Genomic DNA, 24,282 nt, shown 5'->3' with positions numbered 1-24,282 from the left:
AGTGACGGGGACTTACTCATGAATCAGCTGTTCCAGTTGTCCCGCTTGTCTCCGGTGCCACGCTCGTCCGAACTGCCCCGTCCGCCGCCGTCCGCCCCAAGGACTCCGCTTTGCGCCCCTCTACCCGGCCGACCGCACTGGCCTTCACGGTCACGGCGGCCCTCACCGCAGCCCTGAGCGCGTGGGCGACCTTCGCCGCTCCCGAATCGGCCAGGACCGCGGTGGCCTGGGGCTCCGGCGGGGCCGCCGTGCTGCTCGTGGCCGCCGTCACCACCGCCGTCCACGCCCGGGCCACGGTGCGCCGGCTCCGCGAGACGCACGCCGCCGAAAGCGGCCGGTTCACGGCGGAGGTCTCCCGTCTGGTCTCGGCCTCCGCCGCCGAGGCCCAGAGGTTCACCGCGGAGAACGCCCGCGTCACGGCGGCCGCCGCCGCCGAGACGGCGAAGGCCAGGGAGGAGGCCGAGGCCGCCGCCGCCCGCCTCACCGCCGAGACCGCCCGGCTCAAGGCCCGCGCCTCCCGCGCCGAGACCGAGCGCTCCGCGGCCCTCACCGCCTGCGCCAACGCGGCCGGCCGGATGCAGGCCCTGGCCACGAGCATGCTCGCCGACCTCCGCGAGATGGAGCACCGGCACACCGCCGAGGACGTCCTCACCGACCTGCTCCACCTGGACCACCGCACCGCCCAGGCCGGCCGCCTCGCCGACTCCATCGCCGTGCTCACCGGCGCCCGCTCCGGACGGCGCTGGGCCAAGCCCATCGTCATGGAGTCCGTGCTGCGCGGCGCGATGGGCCGGATCAGCGGCTACCAGCGCGTCCGGCTCCACTCCACCAGCGACGTCGCCGTCACCGGCCACGCCGCCGAGGGCGTCATGCACGCCCTGGCCGAGCTCCTCGACAACGCGGCGAACTTCTCGCCGCCCACCGCCGAGGTCCACGTGTACGTGGAGGAGGTCCCGGCCGGGATCGTCGTCACCGTGGAGGACAGCGGCCTCGTCATGAGCGACGTGCAGCTGCGCCGGGCGGAGCGCGCGGTCGCCGCCGACGACACCGGCCTCACCGGCCTCACCGGCACCCGCCTCGGGCTCGCCGTCGTCGGCCGGCTGGCCCGCAAGCACGGGCTGACCGTCTCGTTCCGCCCCTCCGCGCGCGGCGGCACGGGCGCGCTGATGATGCTCCCGCAGGAGATCGTCACCCGCGCCACCACGCCCCGGACCGCCCCGGAACCCGCGACCGCCGAGCCCGAGCCCGTCCACACCCTGGGGACGGACCCCGCCGCCAGGCCCACCGCCCCGGAGCCCATGCGCTCCGACTCCGCCTCGGACACCACCGGCAATCTTCCGAAGTTCGGCGAGAGCGGCCTGCCCAAGCGTGCGCGCGGGCGCACCCTGGCCGCCGCCGAGGCCAGGGTCCGGGCCACCGCCGCCGCCGAGCCCGCGCGGGACGCCGGCACGGCGGACGCCACCCCCGACCCCAAAGCCCGGGCGGCCCGCTTCAGCAGCTTCCGCAACGCCGTACGGCCCGACTCCCCACCCCCGGAGGACAGCTCCCGATGACCGCGACCACCGACGAGAAGCTCAACTGGCTGCTGGAGGGGCTCCTCGAACGGACCCCCGGCGCCCGGCACGCCCTCGTGCTGTCGAGGGACGGCCTCAAGCTGTGCCGTACCCCCGAGCTCTCCGTCGACCAGGCCGACCAGCTCGCCGCGATCTCGGCCGGCATCCAGAGCCTGTCCCACGGCGCGTCCGTGGAGTTCGGCAACGGCAGCGGCGGGGTCCGCTCCGCCATGGCCGAGTTCTACGGCGGCATCCTGTTCATCGTGGAGGCGGGCGCCGGCGCCCACCTCGCGGTCGTCGCCGCCGAGAGCGCGGACGTGGGCCTCGTCGGCCACAACATGAGCGAGCTGGTCGAGCAGCTGGGCGAGCACCTGGTCGCCCCGCCGCGCGAACCCGCCGACGCGGTCGCCGCCGCCCGGGGCACGGCCGTATGACACCCCGCCCACGGCCCGGCAGGGACGACGCGCCGGACCGGCTGTACACCCTCACGGGTGGCCGCACCCGGTCCGACTCCGCCGCCTTCGACCTGGTCACGCTGGTGGTCGCCGAGTGCGAGCCGGCCCCCGGCATGCAGTCGGAGCACGTGGCGATCCTGCGGATGTGCGAACGGCCCACCGCGGTCGTGGAGATCGCCGCCGATCTCGACCTACCCGTCAGCATCGTGCGCATCCTGCTCTGCGATCTGCTCGACACCGGCCGGATCAGCGCCCGCCACCCGCGTACCGCACGCGTATCGGACCGGCTTCCCGCCCCCGACATCCTGGAACAGGTGCTCGTTGGACTCCGCAACCTCTGACCGCGCCGCCCTGAGAGCGACGGCCGACAACGGACTGAAGATAGTCGTGGTCGGCGGCTTCGGGGTCGGCAAGACCACCATGGTCCGATCCGTCAGCGAGATCCGTCCGCTCAACACGGAGGAGACGATGACCCGCGCGGGCGAGGCGGTCGACCACCTCGACGGCGTCGGGTCCAAGACGTCCACCACGGTCGCCTTCGACTTCGGCCGGATCAGCCTGGACGAACGCTCGGTGCTCTACCTGTTCGGCGCGCCCGGCCAGGAGCGCTTCTGGTTCCTGTGGGACCGGCTGTTCTCCGGCACCCTGGGCGCCGTCGTCCTGGTCGACACCCGGCGCCTGGCCGACTCCTGGTACGCGATCGACCGGCTGGAGCACCACGGCACGCCGTTCATCGTGGCCTGCAACGACTTCGGCGGCCCGCTCCACACCGAGCAGCAGATCCGGGAGGCGCTCGACATCTCCCCGGACGTCCCGCTCGTGGAGTGCGACGCGCGCGACCGGTCCTCCAGCAAGTACGTGCTGATCACCCTGGTCGAGCACCTGCACCGGCTCTCGGCGGCCCGTACGGGGGACACCCCCGCGCCCGCCGGAGGCACCCCCGCCCTGACCCCGGAGCCCACCCCGTGACCGAGTGCCCCCACACGGCCGGTGCCGTGCCGCTGTCCGGCCCCCGCTTCCAGGGCGATCCGGCGCGGTTGTACCGGGAGATCCGGCGCGACCACGGCCCGGTCGCCCCGATCGTGCTGCCCGGCGACGTCCCTGCCTGGCTCGTCCTCGGCTACCGCGAGCTGCACCAGGTCACCGGAGACCCGGCCCTCTTCACCCGCGACTCGCAGCTGTGGAACCAGTGGGACGCGATCCCCGAGGACTGGCCGCTGATGCCGATGATCAGCCGGACCCAGCCGTCGATCCTCTACACGGTCGGCGAACGCCACAGCCGCCGCTCCGCCGTGATCTGCGAGGCGCTGGAGGCCACGAACCCCTTCGAGCTCAAGAAGGGCACCGAGGAGTTCGCGGACGAACTGATCGACGCGTTCTGCGCGGCCGGCACGGCGGACCTCATCGCCGAGTACGCGACGCTCCTCCCCGTACGCGTACTGGCGAAGCTGTACGGCTTCTCCGACGACGAGGGCCCCGCCCTCGTCACCGCGATGAACGACATGATCAACGGTGGGCCCACCGCGCTCGCCGGCCAGAAGCACATCGCCGGCTCCGTGTACGCGCTGCTCGCCGACCGGCGCGCCGAGCCCGGGGACGACGTCGCGTCCCGGATGCTCGCCAACACCGCCGGGTTCACGGACGAGGACGTGGCCCGGGACCTCATGGTGATGATGGCGGCCGGGCACCAGCCGACCGCCGACTGGATCGGCAACTCGCTGCGGCTGATGCTCACCGACGACCGCTTCGCCGCCTCGCTCTCCGGCGGCCGGCACAGCGTCGGCGAGGCCATGAACGAGGTGCTGTGGGAGGACACCCCCAGCCAGAACATCGCCGGCCGCTGGGCCGCCCGCGACACGCACCTCGGCGGCCGCCACATCAAGGCCGGCGACCTGCTCGTCCTCTCCCTCGCCGGGGCCAACGCCGACCCCCAGGTCCGTACGGACGGCTCCACGCTCACCGGCGGCAACAACGCGTTCTTCTCCTTCAGCCACGGCGAGCACCGCTGCCCGTTCCCGGCGCAGGAGACCGCCGAGGTCATCGCCCGTACGGCCATCGAGGTCATCCTCGACCGGCTGCCCGACGTCGACCTCGCCGTCCCCGCCGAGCAGCTGACCCGGCGCCCCTCCCCCTGGCTGCGCGGCCTGACCGACCTGCCCGTCACCTTCACGCCCACCCCTGCTCTCGGGGGTGTCTCGTCGGTCAGGGCCGGGGCCGCGACGCCTGGCACGGCACCTCGCCGCGTTGCCGAAACGCCCTAATCGCTCCGCGATGAGGACGCCCCGGCGCCTTGCGATGCACCGCACCAGACGCCGCAGCCCGATCCGCCCCTGACCGACGAGACACCCCCTGGAGGCCCCAGATGACCACCGCGCCCGCCACAGAAGCCACCGACCGCATCGTCCTCGACCCCTTCGTCACCGACCTCGCGGGCGAGAGCGCGCGGCTGCACGCGGCGGGCCCGCTCGTCCAGGTCGAACTGCCGGGCGGCGTGCCCGTCTACACCGTCACGCACTACGCCGAGGCGAAGGCGCTGCTCACCGACAGCCGCCTGGTCAAGGACATCAACGTGTGGGGCGCCTGGCAGCGCGGCGAGATCCCGCTCGACTGGCCGCTCATCGGCCTCGTCAACCCCGGCCGCACCATGCTCACCGCCGACGGCGCCGAGCACCGCCGGCTGCGGGGCCTGGTCGCGCAGGCGCTCACCGTGCGCCGGGTGGAGCGGCTGCGCGAGGGCATCGAGGCCCGCACGAAGGTGCTGCTCGACCGCCTGGAGGAGCACGCGGCGGGCGAAACGGTGGACCTGAAGGCGGAGTTCGCCTACCCGCTGCCGATGAACGTGATCAGCGAGCTGATGGGCATCGACTCGGCGGACCTGCCCCGGATGAAGGAACTGTTCGACAAGTTCTTCTCCAACATGACGCCCCGCGCCGAGGTGCCGCAGATGATGGCGGACATCCACACCCTGTTCTCGCGCATCCTGGACGAGAAGAAGGAGGCCCCCGGCGACGACCTGACCGGGGCGCTCCTCCTGGCGTCCGAGGACGGGGACCACCTCACCGACGCCGAGATCCTCAACACCCTGAAGCTGATCATCGCGGCGGGCCACGAGACGACGATCAGCCTCATCGTGAACGCCGTGGTGGCCCTGGAGACCCACCCCGAGCAGCGGCGGGCGGTGCTGGCCGGCGAGGTGGGCTGGGACGCGGTGATCGAGGAGACGCTGCGCTGGTCGGCGCCGACCTCGCACATCCTGATCCGGTTCGCCACGGAGGACATCCCGGTGGGCGACCGGGTGCTGCCGAAGGGCGAGGGCGTCATGACCTCGTTCGCGGCGATCGCGCACGACGAGGGCCAGTGGGGGCCGTCGGCCACGGAGTTCGACGTGACCCGCTCCCCGAACCGCCACATCTCCTTCGGGCACGGCCCGCACGTCTGCCCGGGCGCCGCGCTCTCCCGCCTGGAGGCGTCGGTGGCGCTGCCCGCGCTGTACGCCCGCTTCCCGGAGCTGTCCCTCGCCGTCCCGGCGTCCGAGCTGCGCAACAAGCCGATCGTCACGCAGAACGACCTGTACGAACTCCCGGTCACGCTGCGCTGACGCCGTACGTACGGAGGTTCCTCCGAAGACCACGAGTCGGACTCTCTGTCTCATCGGACGGACAGGGGGCGCAGCCCGCCGCACCGAGCGGCTACGCTCCGACTCGTGGCCGACATCCAGATTCCCGCTGACATCAAGCCCGCAGACGGGCGCTTCGGCGCCGGTCCCTCCAAGGTGCGGACCGAGGCGCTCGACGCGCTGGCCGCCACCGGCACGTCTCTGCTCGGTACGTCCCACCGCCAGGCCCCGGTGAAGAACCTGGTCGGCGCGGTGCGCGAGGGCGTACGCGACCTCTTCTCCCTCCCCGAGGGCTACGAGGTGATCCTGGGCAACGGCGGCTCCACCGCCTTCTGGGACATCGCGACGCACGGTCTGATCGAGTCGAAGTCCCAGCACCTCAACTTCGGTGAGTTCTCCTCGAAGTTCGCGAAGGCCGCCAAGCTGGCCCCGTGGCTGGCGGACCCGACCGTCATCGCGTCCGACCCGGGCACCCACCCGGACCCGAAGGCCGAGGCGGGCGTCGACGTCTACGCCTTCACGCACAACGAGACCTCCACCGGTGTCGCCGCGCCCATCAAGCGCGTCGCGGGCGCCGACGAGGGCGCGCTCGTCCTGGTGGACGCCACCTCCGGCGCGGGCGGCCTGCCGGTCGACATCGCCGAGACGGACGTCTACTACTTCGCCCCGCAGAAGTCCTTCGCCTCCGACGGCGGCCTCTGGATCGGCGTCTTCTCGCCGGCCGCCCTGGAGCGCGCGGCCCGTATCCACGCCTCGGGCCGGCACATCCCGGAGTTCTTCTCGCTGCCCACGGCGATCGACAACTCGCTGAAGAACCAGACGTACAACACCCCGGCGCTCGCCACGCTCTTCCTGCTGAACGAGCAGCTCACGTGGATGAACACCCAGGGCGGCCTGGACTTCACGACCGGCCGCACGGCCGCCTCCTCCGGCCACCTGTACGGCTGGGCCGAGGAGTCCAAGTACGCGACCCCGTTCGTCACCGACCCGGCCAAGCGCTCCCAGGTCATCGGCACGATCGACTTCGCGGACGAGATCGACGCCTCCGCCGTCGCCAAGGTGCTCCGCGCCAACGGCATCGTGGACACCGAGCCGTACCGCAAGCTGGGCCGCAACCAGCTCCGCGTGGCGATGTTCCCGGCGATCGACCCGGCGGACGTCCAGGCCCTGACGGCCTGCATCGACTACGTGATCGAGAAGCTGTAGCCCGTACGCCCCGGAACGGCCCTGCGCACCGAGAGGTGCGCAGGGCCGTTTCTGCTTCACTCGACCGTGTGGCATATGCCAGGAACACGGTCTGGGGCTGTCCCGCCCTACGATGATGGTCTCGACACCAGCCATTCCAGGAGGCCCGCAATGTCTGCAGCAGCAGTCGAGCACCCCTGTGACGATGGACCGGAGCCCCTGCTCGTCACGGCCAACCGGCTCGCCGAGCAGAATCCCGGCCATCGCGTCGAGATCATCGGAGGCATCATCACCGTGGCTCCACCCCCGGACGGCCCGCACGCGGACGCGCTGACCACGCTCATGATCCCGTTCCTCGCCGCAGGTCTGCACAGCACGGAATCGCGAGTCCTCCAAGGCATCGGCCTGTGGCTGCCGGGCGGCCCCGAGGACTTCGCGATCCCCGATCTCGCCCTGGTGGACGCGGACTACGCTGAACACCTGGTCAAGAACAACAGCTACGACCCCGCCGTCTTCCGCCTGGTCCTGGAAGTCACCTCCAGCAACTACGCCAGCGACCTCCGGCACAAGGTCTCCGCGTACGCCGAGGCGAAGATCCCCGTGTACGTGATCCTCGACCGGAAGCACAGCCGCGTCCACGTCCTCACGGAACCGCTGGGCAGCTCGTACGACCGCCACGAGGTGTACGCCCCCGGCCAGCAGGCGCCGCTGCCCGCATCGATCGGCGCCGAGGTGTGCCTCGATGTCGCCGAACTGATCCAGGCGGGCCGCGCCAAGCCCCCTACGCCGGACGCCTGAGGCGCTAGAAGGCCAGCTCCCACCGCTCCTCGCCGTCCTCCCGCTCCCCCGTCCGCGCCAGGCCCGCCCCGGCGGCCACGGCGGCCGACGCCGCGTGCTCGGGGTGGATGTGGGCGATCACAGTGCGCACGCCCGCCTCGCGGAGATGCGCGACCAGGCCCCCGGCCGCCTCGCGGGCGTACCCCCGCCCCTGCCACGGAACGCCCACCACCCACGCGATCCCGGCGAGGTCGCCGCGCACGGTGGCCTGCACGTACCCCACGAGACCGTCACCGGCCCGCAGCACCCAGTTCCACCACAGCTCGCCCGCGTCCGGCGAGCCGGCCGTCTGCCGTGCGTACCGCGCCCGCAGCGCCTCCGGGGTCTCCGGGGCGCCCCCGGTGAAGGTGTGCAGGGCCGGGTCCGCCAGGACGGCGGCCATCTCCTCCGCGTACTCGACCCGCAGAGGCAGGGCCTCCAGGCGGGGCGTGGCGAAGGGCTCGGGGGTGCGGTGGCTCATGGTCCGGGGACCTTACGCGAAACGCCTGCGCGGTGCCCGCCGCCCGGATGAACGCGGGAGCGTACGGGCGGACCATGGAGGTATGGATACGGTCCCCCAGCTCAAGCCCTTCGTGAAGCAGTACACCGTCCTGCTGAGCACGCGGCGGCAGGACGGGACGCACGCCGACACCCCCGTGCACATCGCGGTCGAGGGCGACCACGCGTACATCCGGACGTTCTCCTCGGCGTGGAAGGTGGAACGCATGCGCAACCACCCCGTGGTGCGGATCGGCCCGTGCACCGTGCGCGGCCACCCCACGGGCCCGCAGATCGAGGCCCACGCGCGCCTCCTCCAGGCGGGCTCGAAGGAGAACACGCACGCGTCGCGGATGCTGTCCCGCAAGTACCCGGCGACACAGGGGGTCCTGGTCCCGCTGACCCACCGGCTGAAACGGGACCGGACCCTGCACTACGAGATCCGGCCCATGGAGTCCTGACCGGTCACCCCTTGCGGCGCCGCCTGCCCAGGAAGAGCACGAGGGCGAAGGCGGCGAGCACGATGCCGCCGGTCAGCGTCGTGTTCTTCACCGGCACCCCGTCCCCCTCGTCGGCCGAGTCCTTCGTCCCCCCGGCCCGGTGCGCGGCCCCGCCGCCGCCTCCGTCGCCGCTCGTCTTCAGGTCCACCCGCACGACACTGCTCCGCTCGCCCTCGGAGCCGTACATCAGGGCGGAGCCGTCCGCCGTGTACGTCACGGACTCGGACTGCCGGAGCAGCGGCGCCTCGACGTCGTAGTCCTTGCCGAGGCGCCCGTCGGCGAAGGCGTAGCCGCGGGCGCTGAAGTAGGAGCGCAGGACGAGCTCCTTGCCGTCCGGCGAGAAGGCCCCGTCCGTCACCCAGGGGACCTCGCCGACCCGCTTGAAGACGTTGTCGCCGCCGGTCGTGAGCTTCGCGGGGCCCTCGTAGAGGCCGCCGCCGTCCTCGTTCTTGGACGCGATGTAGACGCGCCCCGTCCTGGGATGGACCATCAGCGCCTCCGCGTTGCGCGGCCCGTCCGCGTACGTCACGTCGAACTGGGTGGCCCGGACGGTGGCGTCCTTCAGGGTCTTCGGCTCGGGGAACCGGTAGATCCAGACGTGGTCCCAGCTGCCGTTGAGGTTGTCCCCGATGTCGCCGACGTAGACGTTCCCGTCCGGCCCGATCGAGATGGCCTCGACGTCGCGGGGCTGCCCGACGCCCTTCATGGTGATCGTCGCGACGGTCTTCCCGGTCCGCGAGTCGACCGCGAAGACGTACGGACCGTCGTCGCTGTCGTTGTGCGTCCAGTAGATCCCCGGGTGGAGGCGGCTCGCGGCGAGGCCGCTGGACTCGGTGATCCGGGGGTCCTCGATGGTGAAGCTCCGGTCGGCCCCGCCGTCGGCGAGCGCGGGGGCCGCGGCGAGGGCGAGGAGCACGGCGGCGCCGAGGGAGGAGGTCAGTCGGTACGAACGCATGGCACAAGTGTCCATCGTCACCTACCGGCGCGTAGCCAAGATCCGCCATGATGACGCCATGCGTTTCATGTGTGTCGGCGATTCCATGACCATCGGGCGCGCCGGCGACTTCACGTGGCGCTACCGCATGTGGCAGCACCTGGAGGCGGCACCGGACGGCCCCCACGAGCTGGTGGGCCCGCGCACGGGCCTGTACGACGCGGACACGGGCACGGCCTCCTCGTCCGCGTACGCCGCCGGCGACTTCCCGCCGGCCGCCCGCCGTCACCTCGCGGGCTGGGGCGAGGGCTGGCTCCACATGGCCCCGCTGATCGCGGACGCGGTCACCGCGCACCGCCCGGACGTCCTGCTCGTCTCCCTCGGCCTGATAGACCTCGGCTTCTACACGGACAGCGCGCAGACGGCGGAGAACGCCGCCGCGTTCCTGACCGCGGCCCGCGAGGCGGACCCGCGCATCCGCGTGGTCCTGCTCCCGGTGATCCCGAACATCCGCGCGGAGACGGACGCGCCCTTCGCGGCGGAGTGCGCCCGCTTCAACGACCTCCTGGCGAAGGCGACAGCCGACCTGGCCACCCCCGCCTCCCCCCTCCTCCTGGCCTCCCACCCTCCGGCGTACGACATCCACACCTCCACGTACGACGGCACCCACCCCAACCCCACGGGCGAACACCACCTGGCGGCGGCCTTCGCGGACGCGATGCACCAGGCGTGGGGGGTGGGCGGCGCGTACGCGGGGGCGACGGTCGCGGCAGCCGGCGGCTGAAACGTTCCAGCCGCCGGCTGCCATGTCGGTGGTGGTGTGCCCGAGACCTTCGTTCGTCAGTTCAGGACACGGTGGTGAGCTTCACCGGTTCGATGCCGGTCGCACTGTGCCGTTCGGCCCAGCTCTCCAGCGCTGTGCGGCAGGCGTGGTCGAGGTGGTGCAGTCCTGTCAGGTCGAGTTCGACCGGGCGGTCCTGCGGGAGGGACTCCAGTGTGTCGAGGATCTTCGGCAGGCGGAGGAACGTGGCGTTGCCTGCCAGGTGGGCCTCGATGGGGCCGGCGCCCTTGTCGATGACTTCCAGTTTGACGTGAGAGGCCTCCCAGGCGGTCTTGGCGACTGCCAGGGCCAGACCGATCAGGACGCCCTCGAACATGTTCACCACGACGATGGCGAGGGCCGTGACCACCAGGATCGCCGCCTCGCCCCGGTGCTCCCGCCACAACGCGGCGACCTGGCGGAACGGGATCAGTTTCCAGCCCGCGTGCACGAGGATGCCGGCGAGCGCGGGCAGAGGGATCAGCGCCAGGGCGGACGGGAGCGCGGCGGCGAACAGCAGCAGCCACACACCGTGCAGAACCCGTGCGGCCTTGGTCTTCGCACCGGCGTTGACGTTGGCCGAACTGCGGACGATCACCGCGGTCATGGGCAGGGCACCGAGCAGTCCGCAGACCGTGTTGCCCGTGCCCTGGGCGACCATCTCCTTGTCGTACTCGGTGCGCGGACCGTCGTGCAGCCGGTCCACGGCTGCCGCGCTGAACAGGCTCTCCGCCGAGGCGATCAGCGCGAACGCGATGATCGTGCCCCAGATGGCGGGAGTGGCCAGGTCACCGAAGGCCTCGGCGTCGGGCGGCTGGACGACACCGAGCAGGCCCTCCACCTCGACGGTGGCGACCGGCAGTCCGAGGGCGAGTGTGGTGGCCGTCGCCAGCACCACCGCGGCGAGGGCCCCCGGCACGGACTGCACCCGCTTAGGCAGTTTCCTCCACAGCACGATGACGGCGATGGTGCCCGCGCCCGTGGCGAGGGAAGCCAGGGCCTCGGTGCTCCCGAACGCGTCGGCGAACGCGCGGGGCAGGCCCGTGATCTTCCCGATGCCGGTCTCCGGAGCCTTCAGGCCCGCTGCGGCGTAGATCTGCCCGGCGATGATCACCAGGCCGATGCCGCAGAGCATGCCCTCGACGACGGCGACGGATATCGCCCTGAACCAGCGGCCGATCCGGAAGAACCCCATGGCGAGCTGAAGCAGCCCGGCGATCAGCACGATCACTCCGAGCGTGCCCACCCCGAACTCGCTGACCGCCTCGAAGACGATCACGGTCAGGCCGGCGGCCGGTCCTGACACCTGGAAACTGCTGCCGCGCATGAGGCCGGTGACGAGGCCGCCGACGATGCCGGTGACGAGCCCCAGTTCGGCCGGGACGCCGGAGGCGACCGCCACCCCCACACACAGGGGCACAGCGACGAGGAAGACGACGACGGAGGCGAGGAAGTCCTCACGTAAATGAGGGAACCTGGTCAGCATGGTGATCACCCGTCCCTTCAGAGCGTCTCGAACGTGTCGGTGCCCGCGTGGTGTTCGCGTACGAGTCCGGTGTGGACCTCGTAGTACCAGCCGTGCAGCCGGACTTCACCGATCTGCAGGCGCTGTTCGACGCAGGGGTAGGAGCGCAGCCGCAGGAGCTGCGTCAGGACGTGGTTCTGCACGGCCTCGGCGACCGTCGGGTCGGCGGGATCGGAGCACGCGGGTTCTTTCGCGGCGTGCGCGAGCCAGTCCCGTACGGCGGGAACCGAGGCCAGGTCGTCACCGCGCACCACGGCACCGACCGCGCCGCAGTGGGAGTGGCCGCACACCACGATGCTCTTGACGCCGAGGACTTCGACGGCGTACTCGATCGTCGCCGCCTCGCCGGTGGGGGTGGCCGAGGCGTACGGGGGAACGATGTTGCCGGCGGTGCGCAGCTCGAACAGCTCGCCGGGCCGGGCGCCCGTGATCAGAGCCGGTACGACCCGGGAGTCGGAGCAGGTGATGAACAGGGCCTCGGGAGACTGGCCCGCGGCGAGGCCCGCTAACTTCTCGGGGCGCCGGCCGAAGGCACGTGCGTTGTCGATGAAGGGCTGCATGGTGTGGTGATTCCTCCTGGCGCGTCGAAACGGCGCGTCGGACTTGCCTGACAGAGATATGGGGGGCCGTTCCGCTCGGTCAGCAGCGGAACATCTGGGGTGCGGCCCCGAAGGGGGCTGCGGATCCGCTCGACGCGTGTCCGTGTGGGACGGTGGCGAGCCTGGGGTGACCCGATCAGGTCACCGCAGGTCGAACGGGCCGAAGGCGTCGAAGCCTCACCGAGCGGCTTCCGGACGGGAGGGATGGTCCCGGGCCCGGCTGCCGTTGGCGGGACGGCCAGAGGTGTGGGGGTGCGTCAGGGAAGCCGTAGCCGCGAGGAGCGGAGACGCGGGCGGCGGGACGGCACAGAACGCCGACACGCTTCGGGTCGTAGTGGCTCGCAGCACGCTCTTCCCTTCCGGCAGGTGCACGCCCCTGGCTCGAACCAAAAGATCGTCAATCGCTGGTCAAGAACACCATAGGCAGGCAAAGTCGTGAGCAAGGTTAACTCCATGTAACGGCCAGGAAAGAGCCCGGAAAGTGAGGGCCGTTTGGCCGGATCCGCACGCGTGGGCCAAAGTCGCCTCGCCGGAGCCGCCGAGGCAGGAGTCCGGGGCGCCGGGACTCGCCGGTCGGCAGCGCCCCCTGCTGGACGGATGAGACGGCCTGGCCCCGCCGTGTGACCCGCATCTCCCCGGACCTCGGGCCTCCGGACCTCACAGGTCGGTCGGCCGTTTCGTCGCAGATGAGGAAGTCATCGATCAGGGCCGGCCGCGTCCCCTCAGAGGTTCTTCGCGCTGTCCCGTGAGTTCAGAAGGAGCGAGGTTCATCGCCATGGACGCTCTCCGGTACGTCTTTCTCGTCTTCCACCTCTTCGGCTTCGCCGCGATCATGGGCGGGCTCTTCTACCAGCTGCGGGGCAAGGACCCGGTGACGGCCGGCTACATGGCGGTCAGCGCTGTCGTCCAGCTGGTCACGGGTGCGGGGCTGATCTGGACCAGGCACTCCCTGGACCTGCCGGTGATCGACGCCAAGATGTGGGTGAAGCTCGCCCTGGACGTCCTGGTGGCGGCGGTCGCACTGATCGGCATGCGCAACAAGAAGGCGTGGGCCTTCTACGGCGTCGGCACGCTCACGGCCGGGGCGGTCGTCGTGGCCGTCGCCTGGACGTGACCCCGGCATCACGGGCCCACCGGAGCCGTCTCCGCGGTCAGGAGCGGTACCGGGCCGCGAGGATGACAGCAATGGGAGGACGGCCCCTGGCGCTGGACCCTCTTCGTGCGGGGAGACCCACTCCCCACTCAGGCGTTGAGGCGTGCCCAGGACACCATCGAGTGGCGACCTGCCTGGACCCTCTGACCGGCCGGACCGTATGGATCACCCGGCTGGTCGAAGCCATCAGGCGTTCCTCGTCGCAGCACCTCGCCCCAGGACTTCCGCCTTGCCGGAGGTGCTCCGGACCAGGACGCCCCCCTCACTCGCGCCCCGAGGGCTTCGCCCGTACGTGCATCCGCTCGCCCTGCGGACCGAACAGGCTCAGGAACTCCACCGGTTCCGGCCCGGCCGCCCCCCACCAGTGCGGCGTATGGGTGTCGAACTCGGCCGCCTCGCCCGCCGTCAGCACCAGGTCGTGGTCGCCCAGGACCAGGCGGAGTCGGCCCGAGAGGACGTACAGCCACTCGTAGCCCTCGTGGACGCGTTGCTCGACCGGCCCGGCCGGGCCCGTCGCACCCGGCATCACCTGCTTGTACGCGTTCACGCCGCCCAGGTGCCGGGTGAGCGGGACGAAGGTCATCCCGTGGCGTTTGAAGGGGCGGAAGGTGACGCGGGGATCCCCCGTGTCCGGCGCCCCGACCAGTTCGTCCAGCTGCACGCCGTACGCCTTCGCCAGGGGCAGCAGGAGCTCAAGGGTCGGTTTGCGGCCGCCCGACTCCAGGCGGGAGAGCGTGCTGAGCGAGATGCCCGTCGTCTCGCTCAGCTGCGTCAACGTCGTCCCGCGCTCGGTGCGCAACGCGCGCAGGCGGGGTCCGACGCCGGTCAGGACGGCGGCCAGGTCCTCGTCACCCATCGGGTCTGCCATGGTTCCATTTGCCGACCCGGCAACGCGTCTTGTCAAACGGTGGCACCACCGGCGGACCCCGGGGCGTCCGGATGCGCCGGACCGATCATCGCCATCGACAGCCGAGTGAACTCACTGGTCAGCCACGCCGGCGGCACCTGGCGCGGCCTGCGCCCGTGGTGGGCGAGCAGCTCGTCCACCGACCGCGTCAGCACCTTCACCACCACCGCGAGGTCGCCGTCCACCCCGTGCCCCCGCGTCCGGGCCCGCTCGGACTCCGCCGTCAGGAACTCCACCCACACCGAGCGCCACATCGTGAGGTGCTCCTCCATCGCCCGGCTCACGCCCAGCACCTCCACGAAGGCCACCCTGGCCGCCCGCGGGTCCCTCGTGACGGCCCGGACGTACGCGTCGAAGAGCCTGCGGACGCGCTCCTCGGTCGGGCAGGTCTCCATGCCCTCCGCCGCCAGCTCCGCCTGCGCCGCCTGCATCCCGGTCATCGCGACCTCGTCGTACAGGTCGGTGAGCAGCGCCTCGCGCGAGGCGAACTCGCGGTGGAAGTCACGCACCTCCACCTGCGCCTCCGCGCACAGGTCCTCGACGGACGTGTGGGCGTAGCCGTACACGGCGAACAACGTACGCCCGGCCTCCATGAGTTGCGCACGCACCCGCGCGGGGTCGCGCACCGCTCGTACGCCGTCCCAAAGCTGCACCACGGTATCCACCACGGGTCCTCCTCAGTCCGAACCGTCCCCCGGCCACCACTGTCCACGCCTCGCCGCATCCACGGCAAAGACCGCCACACCACGAACGGACGTGCGCATCACGGCGCTTCCGCGCCCGCTTGCAGGACCGCCGTGACCCGTTCCCGCCACGGCCGCCGCTCCGGCACCTCGACATCCTCGTCCGGCCGTCGCGGCGGCCACTTCGCGAAGTGCGCCTCCTCGGCCGCCTGCTGGGCGCACGGACCGCACAACGTCTCGTCCGCCCGGGGCCGGAACACATGCTCCGGCCCGCCCCCCTCGCACGTCACGGGCGGCCTGACCGTCGCCACCGGCGCGATGGGCGCGGGTGCCTCCGGCAGCTTCTGTACGAGGCGGTGGCGTACGAAGCCGAACGCCGACCGCACACCTTCCGGCGGAAGCCCGTTCACCAGCGCCTGCCGCAGCTCCGACGCCTTCACGCCCCTGCGCAGCCAGTCCGCCGCCGTCCCGGACAGGCTGCGCGCCTCGCGTACGCCGAGGTGCAGTTGCGGGTTCGCGTGGCGCAGCGAGAGCAGCACGCGCTCGGCCTGGGCGACGTCCGGGTCGGCCGCCGCGACCGGCCCGGCCACTTCGGCCGCAGGCGCGTCGGTCGCGGGCGCCTCGACTGCGGGCGCTTCGGCCGCAGGCGCTTCGGTGGGTGGGTGGGGGTTGTTCTCCTCACGTTCTTCCTCAACCGAAGGTTGGGAAGGACCGACCGACCGAGTGCTCGCCTGACCGCCCGCCGGTGACCGATCAGCCGGTTCGGCCTGCGCGTTCGCGCTCCTGAGCCTCCGCGCCTCCTCGTCCGAGAGCGGCACGTTGGAGAACAGCTGATCCGTCATCCACAGCCCGCCCTGGCCCTGCCACCGCCACTCGTGGACGTAACCGGCCTCCTTCAGCTGGCCCTTGGCCCGCTGATACGCCCGGCCCTTGATCCCGATCTTCTTCGCGTGATCGCTCAGCGCCTCGCTCGCGCAGGACTCGGGCAAACCCTGCACATACATGATCAGAACCTTTGCGTCACTGCTCAGATTCGAATGACGCACGACATCGTGCGCGGCCTTCACATAGGCGCGGGAGGGCGAGATAGCATGCCAAAGCATCTTCGGTGGACCTCAGATCCATCTGTGGGTGAAGGCCCCCGGACCAGGTGTTGCTAGCACCCCCGGGGGCCGCCCCGTGCGCGATGCGCACGGAGCGTAACGACGCCGTCACCGTACAGCAGAAATTCCGCCCGACACCACCTTGGTCAGCAGCTCGAACAGAAGTGCTGTATCCACGAACGGATCCTCGGCGGTCGGCTCCGAACGCCAGTCCAGCGGGTACGTCAGCCCGCGCAGCGCGGGCACGCCCACGAAGTCCGAGCCCTTCCGCACGAGCGCGTCCACGCCCGCCGGCCAGCGATAGGCACTCGCCGTGCCCGGCGGGACGAGGAAGTACATGCTCCGCATCCCGATCCAGGAGCGGATGATCGGCCCGGCCTGGAAGTCCGTGAACTGCATGATCTCGTACGAGACTTGCTCGCCGAGTACGCCGGAGATCCGGACCGCGTCGAAGTGGATGCCCGCGTGACGCAGGGCATGGCCGCTCGCGGGAATCCAGCAGGGCACCGGGTTCGGTGAATTTTTCGGTTCCATACGGTAAGCGTCGGCGCCCGCACTTAACGTGACCAGGGACACAGGCAGTCTGTGCACTCTTGTGAACTTGGAGGTGGGGCTGTGCACTCCAGTGGTGCCGATGGTGGAACCGTTGCGATGTTCGGGGCGCTGCTACGGCACTACCGCGAGTTGGCTGAACTCTCCCAGGAGGCGCTGGGGCTCAAGATCGACTTCTCCAAGTCGCAGGTAGCGATGGTGGAACGGGGGCACAGGCCGCCGAAGGGGGACTTCGTCCCGAAGGCGGACTCGGCCACAGGTGCGAGCGGTGCGCTGATCGCCGCGGCGCTGAAGCTGAAGTTCAGCCATCTGGCTTCCTGGTTCGCGCCGTTCGCTGACGAGGAAGCCAAATGCGTCGCACGGTACGAGTACGAGTCGAGCACCGTGCCTGGCCTGCTCCAGACCGAGGCGCACGCCTACGCGCTGCACCGCGCAGCGTGTCCGCCCCTCGATGACGACGAGATCGACAGGTTGGTAGCCGGACGCCTTGCGCGGCAGGCGCTGCTGACACGCAGGCCACTGGTGGACGTCAGCTTCGTCCTGGAAATGAGCGCACTTACTCGCCCTATCGGCGGACGAAGGGTTCATCGGGCGCAGCTTCAACACCTCCTTGACGTAAGCGAGTTGCGGAACGTGAGCATCCAGGTGATGTCGCCCCATCGGGAGACGCACGTCGGGCTGAACGGCCCCTTCGTCCTGCTGGAAACCGTCGACCGGCGGCGGCTCGCCTACCTGGAGGTGCAGGGACAAAACTTTCTTGTCAGCGAGCAGCCCCAGCTGGGAATCTTGTTCAGCACGTATGGAATGCTGCGGACCCATGCTCACGGGCTGGAAGAGTCGCGCGAGCTAATCAAGCAGACGGCGAAGGACTATGAGCACTGACCTGAAGTGGATTAAGAGCAGCTACAGCGGCACCAACGGTGGCAACTGCGTCGAGGTCGCACTCTCCTGGTCCAAGTCCAGCTACAGCGGCTCGAACGGCGGCGACTGCGTAGAGATCGCCACCTGCCCGCACACCGTCCACGTCCGCGACTCCAAGGACACCACCGTCCCTGCACTCGCCGTCTCCCCCGGCGCCTGGGACACGTTCATCCGCCACACCGCCGCGTAAGGCTACGCCGCATCCCGCTCCGCGAACGCCTCGCGCGCGGCAGTGAGTGCGGGATGACCGACGCCTCCGCCCGGGAACGCGTCCCGGGCGGAGCGGAAGGGCCTTCCGTGTTCGGCGTCTGCTGGTCGGCAGGGCGCGTACAACGTCGCTCACCTCGGGCCGCTCGCCGGGGAGGGCCCACTGGTGGGCATCGTGCTCGGTGGAAACGGCGGGTGCGGTCTTCTTCACGGTGACCGCGAAGTTGCACTGGCGGGTGGTTCCGCCCCGGCTGTTCCAGTGGTCGAAGTGCCCGATGTAGCCGGTGACCCGGTCGAGGGTCAGGCCGGTCTCCTCAGCGGTCTCCCGGCAGACGGCGTCCAGGATCGTCTCCCTGGCCGAGGTCGGTTAGGGCGTGTTGTGCATGTGCTGGTCACGACTGCCGTCTCGTGCGGCACGATGATCTGATGGCCCACGTTGCTCTCTTCCATTCCGTTCTTGGCCTGCGCTCCGTCGAACTCTTCGCTGCCGAGCGACTGCGTCGTGCCGGGCATGAGGTTGTCACTCCGGACCTCTTCGATGGAGAGACCGCTTCCGCTCTCGACGGGGGGTTCGAGCTGCTCGACCGGATCGGATGGGCAGCAGTGGTCAAGGGCGCCCGGCAGACCCTCGCGGGGATGCCGGACCAGACTGTTCTCGCAGGCGTATCCATGGGGACAGGTGTCGTCGCCGATCTCTGGCCCGAGCGTTCCGCCACCGCGGGCGTTCTCCTCCTGCATGCCGCTGCCGACCTTCCCGCCACCGTTGGTCCAGGTCTCAGGGTGCAACTGCACGCGGCAGAGCACGATGAGTTCGCGCCACCCGATCGCGTTGCCGCCCTCTGTCGGTCGGCTGAGGAGTCTGCCGTCAACCTGGAGGTCTTCCGCTACCCAGGCGTCGGCCACTTCTACACCGACCATGAACTCCCCGACCACTCCCCGACAGCAGCCGAACTGACCTGGCGCCGGGTGCTGACTTTCCTCAGCGAGGTCGACCTGCAGTCACAGTGACTTTCGTATCAAGGCGAGTTGGACGGTCGCTTCGTAGCGGACGGCGAGTTTTTGTACCTCGTGGCGATGCCGCCTGTGTTTGCACGGCCACCCTTGTGCAGAGGCTCGCCTCGGACCACGCTTGATGCCGGCCGTCGCTTGACCGCAGCCTGTTGGCGACTGTTCCACCTGCGGAGAGGTCGCCACCTGCCCGCACACCGTCCACGTCCGCGACTCCAAGGACATCACCGTCCCCGCGCTCGCCGTCTCCCCCGACGCCTGGGACACGTTCATCCGCCACACCGCCGCGTAACGCGGCGCCCCGCTCCGATGTCACATTCGTCGGCCGGGCGGTGTCTCCATGTCAAACAGCCGAACGACTACGGAGAACACCATGGCGCTGCGCATTCCCAAGGCCGAGATCCCCACCGAGCTCCGCGATAACCTGATCAAGCAGCTCGGCTCCGTGCCGGAGCCCCACGAGGTGCTGTGGAACCACCCTGTGCTCGCTGAGGCCAACCAGCAGTTCGCGTCCCAGGTGGCGACCTGGGACGCGGCCGACGCGAGCCTCAAGACGTTCGCGCACATGGCGGTCGCGGCGCAGATCGGTTGCAGCTGGTGCCTGGACGTCAACTACTTCGCGGCGCTGAACCAGCGTCTGGACCTGACCAAGGCGAGCCAGGTCCCGCGCTGGCGCGAGTCGGAGGTGTTCACGCCGCTGGAGCGGGAGGTCATGGAGTACGCGGAGGCGATGACGAACACACCGCCGACGGTCACCGATGAGCTGTCGGCGAGCCTGCTCGACCGGCTCGGGCCGGCCGCGCTGGTCGAGCTCACGGTGTTCATCGGCTTCGCCAACCTCGCGGCCAGGTGCAACACGGCGCACGGGGTCACCTCGCAGGGCTACTCCGAAGCCTGCGAGATCCCCCTGGCCGCGCGGCCCGGGACGTCCGACGCGGCGCCGACGGCATGACGCGGGACCCGTTCGTCACCCATCGCAGCCTGCTGTTCACGGTCGCCTACGAGATGCTCGGCTCGGCGGCCGACGCGGAGGACGTGTTGCAGGAGTCCTGGCTGCGGTGGGCCGGGGTCGACCGGTCACGGGTGAGTGACCCACGGGCGTACCTCGTCAGGACCGTCACCCGGCAGTCGCTCAACCGGCTGCGGACGCTGGCGCGCAGCCGCGAGGACTACGTGGGCGAGTGGCTGCCGGACCCGTTGCTGACCACGCCCGACGTCGCCGAGAACGTGGAGCTCGCGGAGAACATCTCGATCGCGATGCTGACCGTCCTCGAAACACTCGGGCCGACCGAGCGGGCGGTGTTCGTGCTCCGCGAGGTGTTCGAGCTGCCGTACGACGAGATCGCCGGGGCTCTCGGGAAGTCGGCGGCCGCCGTCCGGCAGATCGCGCGGCGGGCACGCGAGCATGTGGCGGCCCGGCGGCCGCGCGTGCGGGTGAGCCGGTCGGAGCAGCAGGCCGTGGTGGAACGGTTCCTGCTCGCCCTGCGTACCGGGGAGTTGGAGTCCCTGGTCGAGGTCATGGCGCCCGACGTGGTCCTGATCGCCGACGGTGGCGGACTCGCGCCCGCCGCGCTGGCCCCGATCCGCGGGGTCGAGCTCGTGGCGAAGGTCCTCGCGCGGGCGGCCGGGCTCACGGCGACGGCCGTGTGGCTCAACGGGGCACCCGCGGGCCGCATCGAGATCGACGGCGAGCTTGCCACGGCGGTGAGCCTCATGGTGGAGGACGGCCGGGTCAGCCGGGTCTACCTGGTGCGCAACCCCCGGAAGCTGACGAGGCTGGACGAACCGGTGCCCCTCGCCACGTAGGGCCCTGGGGGCGGCGCGGCTACGCGGCGTCCCGCTCCGCGAACACCTCGCGCGCGGCCGTGAGGCCGTTGAGCGCGGCCGGGAAACCGGCGTAACCGGCCATCTGCGTGATGACCTCCACGGCCTCCTCCCGCGTGCCGCCCACGTTGAGCAGGCCGTGGAGGTGTACGCGGAGCTGCGGGCCGACCGTGCCGAGGGCGGTGCACAGGGCGACGGTGACGAGCTCGCGGGTCGGGAGGTCGAGGCCCGTGCGGGAGTAGACGTCGCCGAACGAGAACTCCAGCACGTAGCGGGCGAGGTCGGGCGCGATGTCCTTGAGGGAGTCGATGACCTGCTGTCCGGCGTGGCCGTCGATGTCGGCGAGGGCCTGCCGGCCGCGTTCGAAGCGGTCGCCGCCCTGGTCGGCGGAGGTGTCGGCGGGGACGAACGCGGGCTCGTCGGGGCGGGACTCGAAGACCTCGCGGGCGGCGGTGAGGCCGTTGAGCGCGGCCGGGAATCCGGCGTACACGGTGACGTGGATCAGGACCTCGACGATCTCCTCACGCGTGCAGCCGACGTTGAGCGCGCCGCCGATGTGGAAGCGGAGCTGCGGCGCGGCGTTGCCCAGGGCGGCGAGGGCCGCGACGGTGGCCAACTGGCGCTGGCGGCGGGTGAGTCCGGGGCGGGTGTAGATGTCGCCGAAGCCGAACTCCACGATGTACCGGCCCATGTGCGGGGCGATGTCGGCGAGGCCGTCGATGACGGCGTCCTGGGCTCCGTCCGCGACCTCGCTGAGGGCCGCGTAACCACGCTCGTGCCGGTCGTTCTGCTGTTCGCTGGTCATGGGGCAGACGGTAGGAGTTGGAGTGCGCTCCAAGGCAAGCGAGTGCCGCGAAAACCCTTCGAGCGGGCGCGCCGGTGGCTGCGATGATGCCCGGATGAACGCTCCGACCCCCATCGACCTGGACACCTGGCCGCGCCGGGAGCACTTCGCACATTACCGGCGCCGCGTGCCGTGCACGTACTCGATGACGGTGGAGGTGGACGTCACGGAGTTCACCGCCGCGCTGCAGCGCTCGCCGCGCAAGTCGTATGTGGCGCAGGTGTGGGCGCTGGCGACGGTGGTGAACCGGCACGAGGAGTTCCGGATGTGCCTGACGGAGTCGGGTGATCCGGCGGTGTGGCCGGTGGCGCATCCGGCGTTCACGGTGTTCAACGCGGAGCGGGAGACGTTCGCGTGCGTGTGGGCGGCCTACGACGCGGACTTCGGGGCGTTCCACGACGCGGCGGCGCCGCTGCTGGCGGAGCACGGCCGCGCGACGGAGTTCTTCCCGCAGGGCCCGCCCCCGCCGAACTCCTTCGACGTGTCGAGCCTGCCGTGGCGGTCGTTCACGGGCTTCAACCTCAACATCCGCGACGGCTACGACCACCTGGCCCCGATCTTCACGCTGGGCCGGTACGTGTCGCGGGGCGACCGCGTCCTGCTCCCCCTCGCGGTGCAGGTGCACCACGCGGCGGCGGACGGGTTCCACACGGCGCGCCTGGTCGACGAGGTGGAGGCGCTGATGGCGGACGCGGCGGACTGGCTGTAGCGCGCTCCCCCGACGGCCTCAGGCGCCCTCGGCCAGCACCGCCTGGAGCGCGGCCTCGGCGGCGTCGAAGCACGCGGGGAACGGGCCCTCGCCGTCGACCCAGCGCCCGAACGCCTCCTCGGAGACGATCGAGGCCACCCGTGCGGCCACGCGCGCCTCGGCCGGTCCGGCCCCGCGCCGCTCCAGAGCGCCCCGGAGAGCGGCGGTGATCTCGGCCGCCTTGCTGCGCTCGCGTTCCCGCAACTCCGCGCTGGACTCGATGATCGTCCTGCGCCGCCCCGAGTCGGTGACGACCGCGCTGGCCTCCGTGCCGATCCGGCGGAGGGCCGACAGCGCGGCGCGCAGGGGCGTGAGTCCGGGCTCCGCGGCGAGGACGGCGTCGGCCACGGCGGGCGGAAGCCGCTCGGAGCCGGCGAAGAGGATCTCCCGCTTGTCCGGGTAGTACCGGTGGAAGGTCCGGCGGGTCAGCCCCGCCCGCTCCGCGATCTCCGTCACCGTCACGGCGTCGTAGCCGCGCTCGCCGAACAGGTCGAGCGCCGCCTGACGCAGGCGCTCCGGTGCTCCAGCGTCCCAACGTGCCATGCCCCCATCCTACCCATCGGGATGTCTCACTGTGACATCGGTGCTAGCCTTGTGATGACACAGTGAGACATCACGTTCGAAGGGGGAAGCGTCATGGCACGGAGTGAGATGTGGATTCTGGGGGCCACCGGCCGGGTCGGCCGGGCCGTCGCGGCACGGATCATGGCGGCCGGGACCGTCCCGGTGCTGGTCGGGCGCGACGCCGGCCGGCTGCGGGAGGCCGCCGCCGGCCTCGGGCTCGACGCCGAGTCGAAGATCGTCGTCGCGTCGGGGGTGGACGCCATGGCGGCCGAGATCTCCCGGCAGCGGCCCGCCGTGGTCGTCAACACCATCGGCGACTACGCCGAGAGCGCCGTCGCGCTCGCACGCGCCTGCCTGCCGGGCGGCCACTACCTGGACCAGGCCAACGACCCGGTCGCCTTCCACCGCCTGTTCGCCCTGCACGACGAGGCCGCCGCCGCGGGAAGCACCCTGGTGACCGGTGCGGGATTCGGCGTCGCCGGAACCGAGGCGATCGTGGCCCGCCTGTGCGAGAGCCGGCCCGTGCCCAGCCACGTGCGGGTGGACGCCCTCGCCTCTACCGCCGTCGAGGAGGGGGTGCTGGGCGCCGCCCTCGCCACCAGCATCGTGGACGGCTTCGCGATGGGAGGCCGCCGTTACGACGACGGCCGGCTGGTCAGGACCCGGCTCGGCGGGGAGGTCCGTCACCTGACCCTGCCGGACGGGGAGCGCGTCTCATCGGTCGGCGTCCCCTCCGGCGAACTCGTCGCCGCGCACCGGGTGAGCGGCGCCCCCTCGGCCTCGGCGACCTCGGGCCTCGTGCCCGCCTCGTTCGCCGTTCGGGCGATGCTGCCCCTGGTGTCGGCGGTCCTGCGCATCCGCGCCGTACGGACCTTCGCGATCGGCCGGATGTCCGGGATCAAGGCCAAGGCCGCGCCGCGCCCGCGCCCCCACACCTGGGGTCACGCCGTCGTCACCTGGCCCGACGGAACCGTCCGCGAAGGCTGGCTGCGGGCCGGCGACGCCATGGACTTCACCTCCGCCGTGGCCGCGCAGACCGCGCTCCGTCTCGCCGCGGGCAAGGGCCGCCCCGGCGCCCACACCCCGTCCGCCGCCCTCGGCCCCGACCTCGCGATCGCCGCCGGAGCCGACTTCGTGGACGACGCCTCTCTCTGAAACGGGGCCGGACGAGCCGCCTGCGGCTCCGCCGGGGCGCCCGCGTGCGGGCTGCACGCAGAGCACGGGCGCGATCGCGTGATCGCCGCACCCACCCTGCCGACCCAGCTGC

Annotated in this window: 28 protein-coding genes and 2 pseudogenes; 19 read left to right on the top strand and 11 right to left on the bottom strand. The window is 71.2% G+C overall.

What is annotated here, in order from left to right:
- The first annotated feature begins 110 nt into the window (after positions 1 to 110).
- From ACLQ2N_RS23345 to ACLQ2N_RS23310, 8 genes are all read left to right on the top strand, one after another.
- Positions 111 to 1,553, top strand: coding sequence for an ATP-binding protein (locus ACLQ2N_RS23345; protein ID WP_425816064.1), 1,443 nt, complete (start codon positions 111 to 113; stop codon positions 1,551 to 1,553).
- Complete coding sequence (locus ACLQ2N_RS23340) at positions 1,550 to 1,987, top strand: roadblock/LC7 domain-containing protein (protein ID WP_425816062.1); 438 nt, start codon at positions 1,550 to 1,552, stop codon at positions 1,985 to 1,987. Before ACLQ2N_RS23345 ends, ACLQ2N_RS23340 begins: the two co-directional genes overlap by 4 nt.
- On the top strand, positions 1,984 to 2,349 hold the full coding sequence (locus ACLQ2N_RS23335) for a DUF742 domain-containing protein (protein ID WP_161211670.1): 366 nt from the start codon (positions 1,984 to 1,986) through the stop codon (positions 2,347 to 2,349). The genes ACLQ2N_RS23340 and ACLQ2N_RS23335 overlap by 4 nt, the downstream gene beginning before the upstream one ends.
- A complete protein-coding gene (locus ACLQ2N_RS23330) occupies positions 2,330 to 2,977 on the top strand; it encodes a GTP-binding protein (protein ID WP_425816060.1) in 648 nt (215 codons plus the stop codon). Before ACLQ2N_RS23335 ends, ACLQ2N_RS23330 begins: the two co-directional genes overlap by 20 nt.
- Positions 2,974 to 4,269: a cytochrome P450 gene (locus ACLQ2N_RS23325; RefSeq protein ID WP_425816058.1), complete on the top strand. Its 1,296-nt coding sequence runs from the start codon at positions 2,974 to 2,976 to the stop codon at positions 4,267 to 4,269. Before ACLQ2N_RS23330 ends, ACLQ2N_RS23325 begins: the two co-directional genes overlap by 4 nt.
- A gap of 101 nt (positions 4,270 to 4,370) precedes the next feature.
- Entirely contained in the window at positions 4,371 to 5,606 is a 1,236-nt protein-coding gene (locus ACLQ2N_RS23320; protein ID WP_425816056.1) for a cytochrome P450 family protein, read from the top strand.
- Between the two features lie 105 nt (positions 5,607 to 5,711).
- Positions 5,712 to 6,830, top strand: coding sequence for a phosphoserine transaminase (gene serC / locus ACLQ2N_RS23315; protein WP_425816054.1), 1,119 nt, complete (start codon positions 5,712 to 5,714; stop codon positions 6,828 to 6,830).
- Positions 6,831 to 6,980: 150 nt separating this feature from the next.
- Positions 6,981 to 7,607, top strand: a complete 627-nt coding sequence (locus tag ACLQ2N_RS23310) for a Uma2 family endonuclease (protein ID WP_425816052.1) — start codon at positions 6,981 to 6,983, stop codon at positions 7,605 to 7,607.
- 4 nt (positions 7,608 to 7,611) lie between these two features.
- Here the strand turns inward: ACLQ2N_RS23310 and ACLQ2N_RS23305 are convergent, their stop codons facing one another.
- Positions 7,612 to 8,106: a GNAT family N-acetyltransferase gene (locus tag ACLQ2N_RS23305; protein ID WP_425816050.1), complete on the bottom strand. Its 495-nt coding sequence runs from the start codon at positions 8,104 to 8,106 to the stop codon at positions 7,612 to 7,614.
- 82 nt (positions 8,107 to 8,188) lie between these two features.
- Between ACLQ2N_RS23305 and ACLQ2N_RS23300 the strand changes: the two genes are divergently transcribed.
- Positions 8,189 to 8,584 (top strand): PPOX class F420-dependent oxidoreductase, encoded by a 396-nt coding sequence (locus ACLQ2N_RS23300; RefSeq protein WP_361023128.1) that lies wholly within the window; start codon positions 8,189 to 8,191, stop codon positions 8,582 to 8,584.
- 4 nt (positions 8,585 to 8,588) lie between these two features.
- Here the strand turns inward: ACLQ2N_RS23300 and ACLQ2N_RS23295 are convergent, their stop codons facing one another.
- Complete coding sequence (locus tag ACLQ2N_RS23295; RefSeq protein ID WP_425816048.1) at positions 8,589 to 9,578, bottom strand: WD40 repeat domain-containing protein; 990 nt, start codon at positions 9,576 to 9,578, stop codon at positions 8,589 to 8,591.
- On the opposite strand from ACLQ2N_RS23295, the gene ACLQ2N_RS23290 reads away from it, so the two are divergent.
- Positions 9,577 to 10,341: a GDSL-type esterase/lipase family protein gene (locus ACLQ2N_RS23290; protein WP_425816046.1), complete on the top strand. Its 765-nt coding sequence runs from the start codon at positions 9,577 to 9,579 to the stop codon at positions 10,339 to 10,341. The genes ACLQ2N_RS23295 and ACLQ2N_RS23290 overlap by 2 nt on opposite strands.
- A 61-nt stretch (positions 10,342 to 10,402) precedes the next feature.
- Here ACLQ2N_RS23290 and ACLQ2N_RS23285 read toward each other — a convergent pair whose 3' ends face one another.
- Together ACLQ2N_RS23285 and ACLQ2N_RS23280 are read right to left on the bottom strand one after the other, a co-directional pair.
- Positions 10,403 to 11,863, bottom strand: coding sequence for a SulP family inorganic anion transporter (locus tag ACLQ2N_RS23285; protein WP_425816044.1), 1,461 nt, complete (start codon positions 11,861 to 11,863; stop codon positions 10,403 to 10,405).
- Positions 11,864 to 11,880: 17 nt separating this feature from the next.
- Entirely contained in the window at positions 11,881 to 12,462 is a 582-nt protein-coding gene (locus ACLQ2N_RS23280) for a carbonic anhydrase (protein WP_425816042.1), read from the bottom strand.
- Between the two features lie 814 nt (positions 12,463 to 13,276).
- Between ACLQ2N_RS23280 and ACLQ2N_RS23275 the strand changes: the two genes are divergently transcribed.
- Complete coding sequence (locus ACLQ2N_RS23275) at positions 13,277 to 13,615, top strand: hypothetical protein (RefSeq protein ID WP_425816040.1); 339 nt, start codon at positions 13,277 to 13,279, stop codon at positions 13,613 to 13,615.
- Positions 13,616 to 13,916: 301 nt separating this feature from the next.
- Here the strand turns inward: ACLQ2N_RS23275 and ACLQ2N_RS23270 are convergent, their stop codons facing one another.
- The 4 genes from ACLQ2N_RS23270 to ACLQ2N_RS23255 all read right to left on the bottom strand — a co-directional run bounded on the left by ACLQ2N_RS23270 (position 13,917) and on the right by ACLQ2N_RS23255 (position 16,881).
- The gene (locus tag ACLQ2N_RS23270; RefSeq protein ID WP_425816275.1) at positions 13,917 to 14,510 is read right to left on the bottom strand and encodes a helix-turn-helix domain-containing protein; all 594 of its coding nucleotides are present in this window, start codon (positions 14,508 to 14,510) and stop codon (positions 13,917 to 13,919) included.
- Between the two features lie 44 nt (positions 14,511 to 14,554).
- Positions 14,555 to 15,229, bottom strand: a complete 675-nt coding sequence (locus tag ACLQ2N_RS23265) for a TetR/AcrR family transcriptional regulator (RefSeq protein WP_425816038.1) — start codon at positions 15,227 to 15,229, stop codon at positions 14,555 to 14,557.
- A gap of 95 nt (positions 15,230 to 15,324) precedes the next feature.
- Positions 15,325 to 16,248, bottom strand: a complete 924-nt coding sequence (locus tag ACLQ2N_RS23260; RefSeq protein ID WP_425816036.1) for a hypothetical protein — start codon at positions 16,246 to 16,248, stop codon at positions 15,325 to 15,327.
- A 207-nt stretch (positions 16,249 to 16,455) separates the two neighbouring features.
- Positions 16,456 to 16,881 (bottom strand): hypothetical protein, encoded by a 426-nt coding sequence (locus tag ACLQ2N_RS23255; protein WP_425816034.1) that lies wholly within the window; start codon positions 16,879 to 16,881, stop codon positions 16,456 to 16,458.
- Positions 16,882 to 16,998: 117 nt separating this feature from the next.
- On the opposite strand from ACLQ2N_RS23255, the gene ACLQ2N_RS23250 reads away from it, so the two are divergent.
- Both ACLQ2N_RS23250 and ACLQ2N_RS23245 read left to right on the top strand, forming a co-directional pair.
- Positions 16,999 to 17,781, top strand: coding sequence for a helix-turn-helix domain-containing protein (locus tag ACLQ2N_RS23250; protein WP_425816274.1), 783 nt, complete (start codon positions 16,999 to 17,001; stop codon positions 17,779 to 17,781).
- Positions 17,771 to 18,010, top strand: a complete 240-nt coding sequence (locus ACLQ2N_RS23245; RefSeq protein ID WP_425816032.1) for a DUF397 domain-containing protein — start codon at positions 17,771 to 17,773, stop codon at positions 18,008 to 18,010. The genes ACLQ2N_RS23250 and ACLQ2N_RS23245 overlap by 11 nt, the downstream gene beginning before the upstream one ends.
- Positions 18,011 to 18,199: 189 nt before the next feature.
- Here ACLQ2N_RS23245 and ACLQ2N_RS23240 read toward each other — a convergent pair.
- Positions 18,200 to 18,370 (bottom strand): annotated as a pseudogene (locus ACLQ2N_RS23240) (NUDIX hydrolase); the annotation flags it as partial.
- An 83-nt stretch (positions 18,371 to 18,453) separates the two neighbouring features.
- Here ACLQ2N_RS23240 and ACLQ2N_RS23235 point away from each other — a divergent pair.
- The 4 genes and pseudogenes from ACLQ2N_RS23235 (at position 18,454) to ACLQ2N_RS23220 (ending at position 20,841) form a co-directional block, all read left to right on the top strand.
- Positions 18,454 to 19,035 carry a dienelactone hydrolase family protein gene (locus tag ACLQ2N_RS23235; RefSeq protein WP_425816030.1) on the top strand — a complete coding sequence of 194 codons (582 nt, stop codon included), beginning with the start codon at positions 18,454 to 18,456 and terminating at the stop codon, positions 19,033 to 19,035.
- A 169-nt stretch (positions 19,036 to 19,204) separates the two neighbouring features.
- Positions 19,205 to 19,327, top strand: a pseudogene (locus ACLQ2N_RS23230) (DUF397 domain-containing protein); the annotation flags it as partial.
- An 81-nt stretch (positions 19,328 to 19,408) separates the two neighbouring features.
- Positions 19,409 to 19,987 (top strand): carboxymuconolactone decarboxylase family protein, encoded by a 579-nt coding sequence (locus ACLQ2N_RS23225; RefSeq protein WP_425816028.1) that lies wholly within the window; start codon positions 19,409 to 19,411, stop codon positions 19,985 to 19,987.
- On the top strand, positions 19,984 to 20,841 hold the full coding sequence (locus tag ACLQ2N_RS23220) for an RNA polymerase sigma-70 factor (protein WP_425816026.1): 858 nt from the start codon (positions 19,984 to 19,986) through the stop codon (positions 20,839 to 20,841). The genes ACLQ2N_RS23225 and ACLQ2N_RS23220 overlap by 4 nt, the downstream gene beginning before the upstream one ends.
- Positions 20,842 to 20,860: 19 nt before the next feature.
- Here ACLQ2N_RS23220 and ACLQ2N_RS23215 read toward each other — a convergent pair whose 3' ends face one another.
- Positions 20,861 to 21,664, bottom strand: a complete 804-nt coding sequence (locus tag ACLQ2N_RS23215; RefSeq protein ID WP_425816024.1) for a carboxymuconolactone decarboxylase family protein — start codon at positions 21,662 to 21,664, stop codon at positions 20,861 to 20,863.
- 94 nt (positions 21,665 to 21,758) lie between these two features.
- Between ACLQ2N_RS23215 and catA the strand changes: the two genes are divergently transcribed.
- The gene (gene catA / locus ACLQ2N_RS23210) at positions 21,759 to 22,412 is read left to right on the top strand and encodes a type A chloramphenicol O-acetyltransferase (RefSeq protein WP_425816022.1); all 654 of its coding nucleotides are present in this window, start codon (positions 21,759 to 21,761) and stop codon (positions 22,410 to 22,412) included.
- Between the two features lie 18 nt (positions 22,413 to 22,430).
- Here catA and ACLQ2N_RS23205 read toward each other — a convergent pair whose 3' ends face one another.
- Entirely contained in the window at positions 22,431 to 22,994 is a 564-nt protein-coding gene (locus tag ACLQ2N_RS23205) for a TetR/AcrR family transcriptional regulator (protein ID WP_425816020.1), read from the bottom strand.
- Between the two features lie 93 nt (positions 22,995 to 23,087).
- Here ACLQ2N_RS23205 and ACLQ2N_RS23200 point away from each other — a divergent pair, with 93 nt between their 5' ends.
- Positions 23,088 to 24,170, top strand: a complete 1,083-nt coding sequence (locus ACLQ2N_RS23200) for a saccharopine dehydrogenase NADP-binding domain-containing protein (protein ID WP_425816018.1) — start codon at positions 23,088 to 23,090, stop codon at positions 24,168 to 24,170.
- The last annotated feature ends 112 nt before the right edge of the window (positions 24,171 to 24,282 follow it).

Source organism: Streptomyces sp. DT224 (assembly GCF_049844595.1).
Taxonomy (GTDB): Bacteria; Actinomycetota; Actinomycetes; order Streptomycetales; family Streptomycetaceae; genus Streptomyces.
The sequence above is the reverse complement of the archived record's forward strand: the minus strand, read 5'-3'. Positions and strand labels throughout refer to the sequence as shown.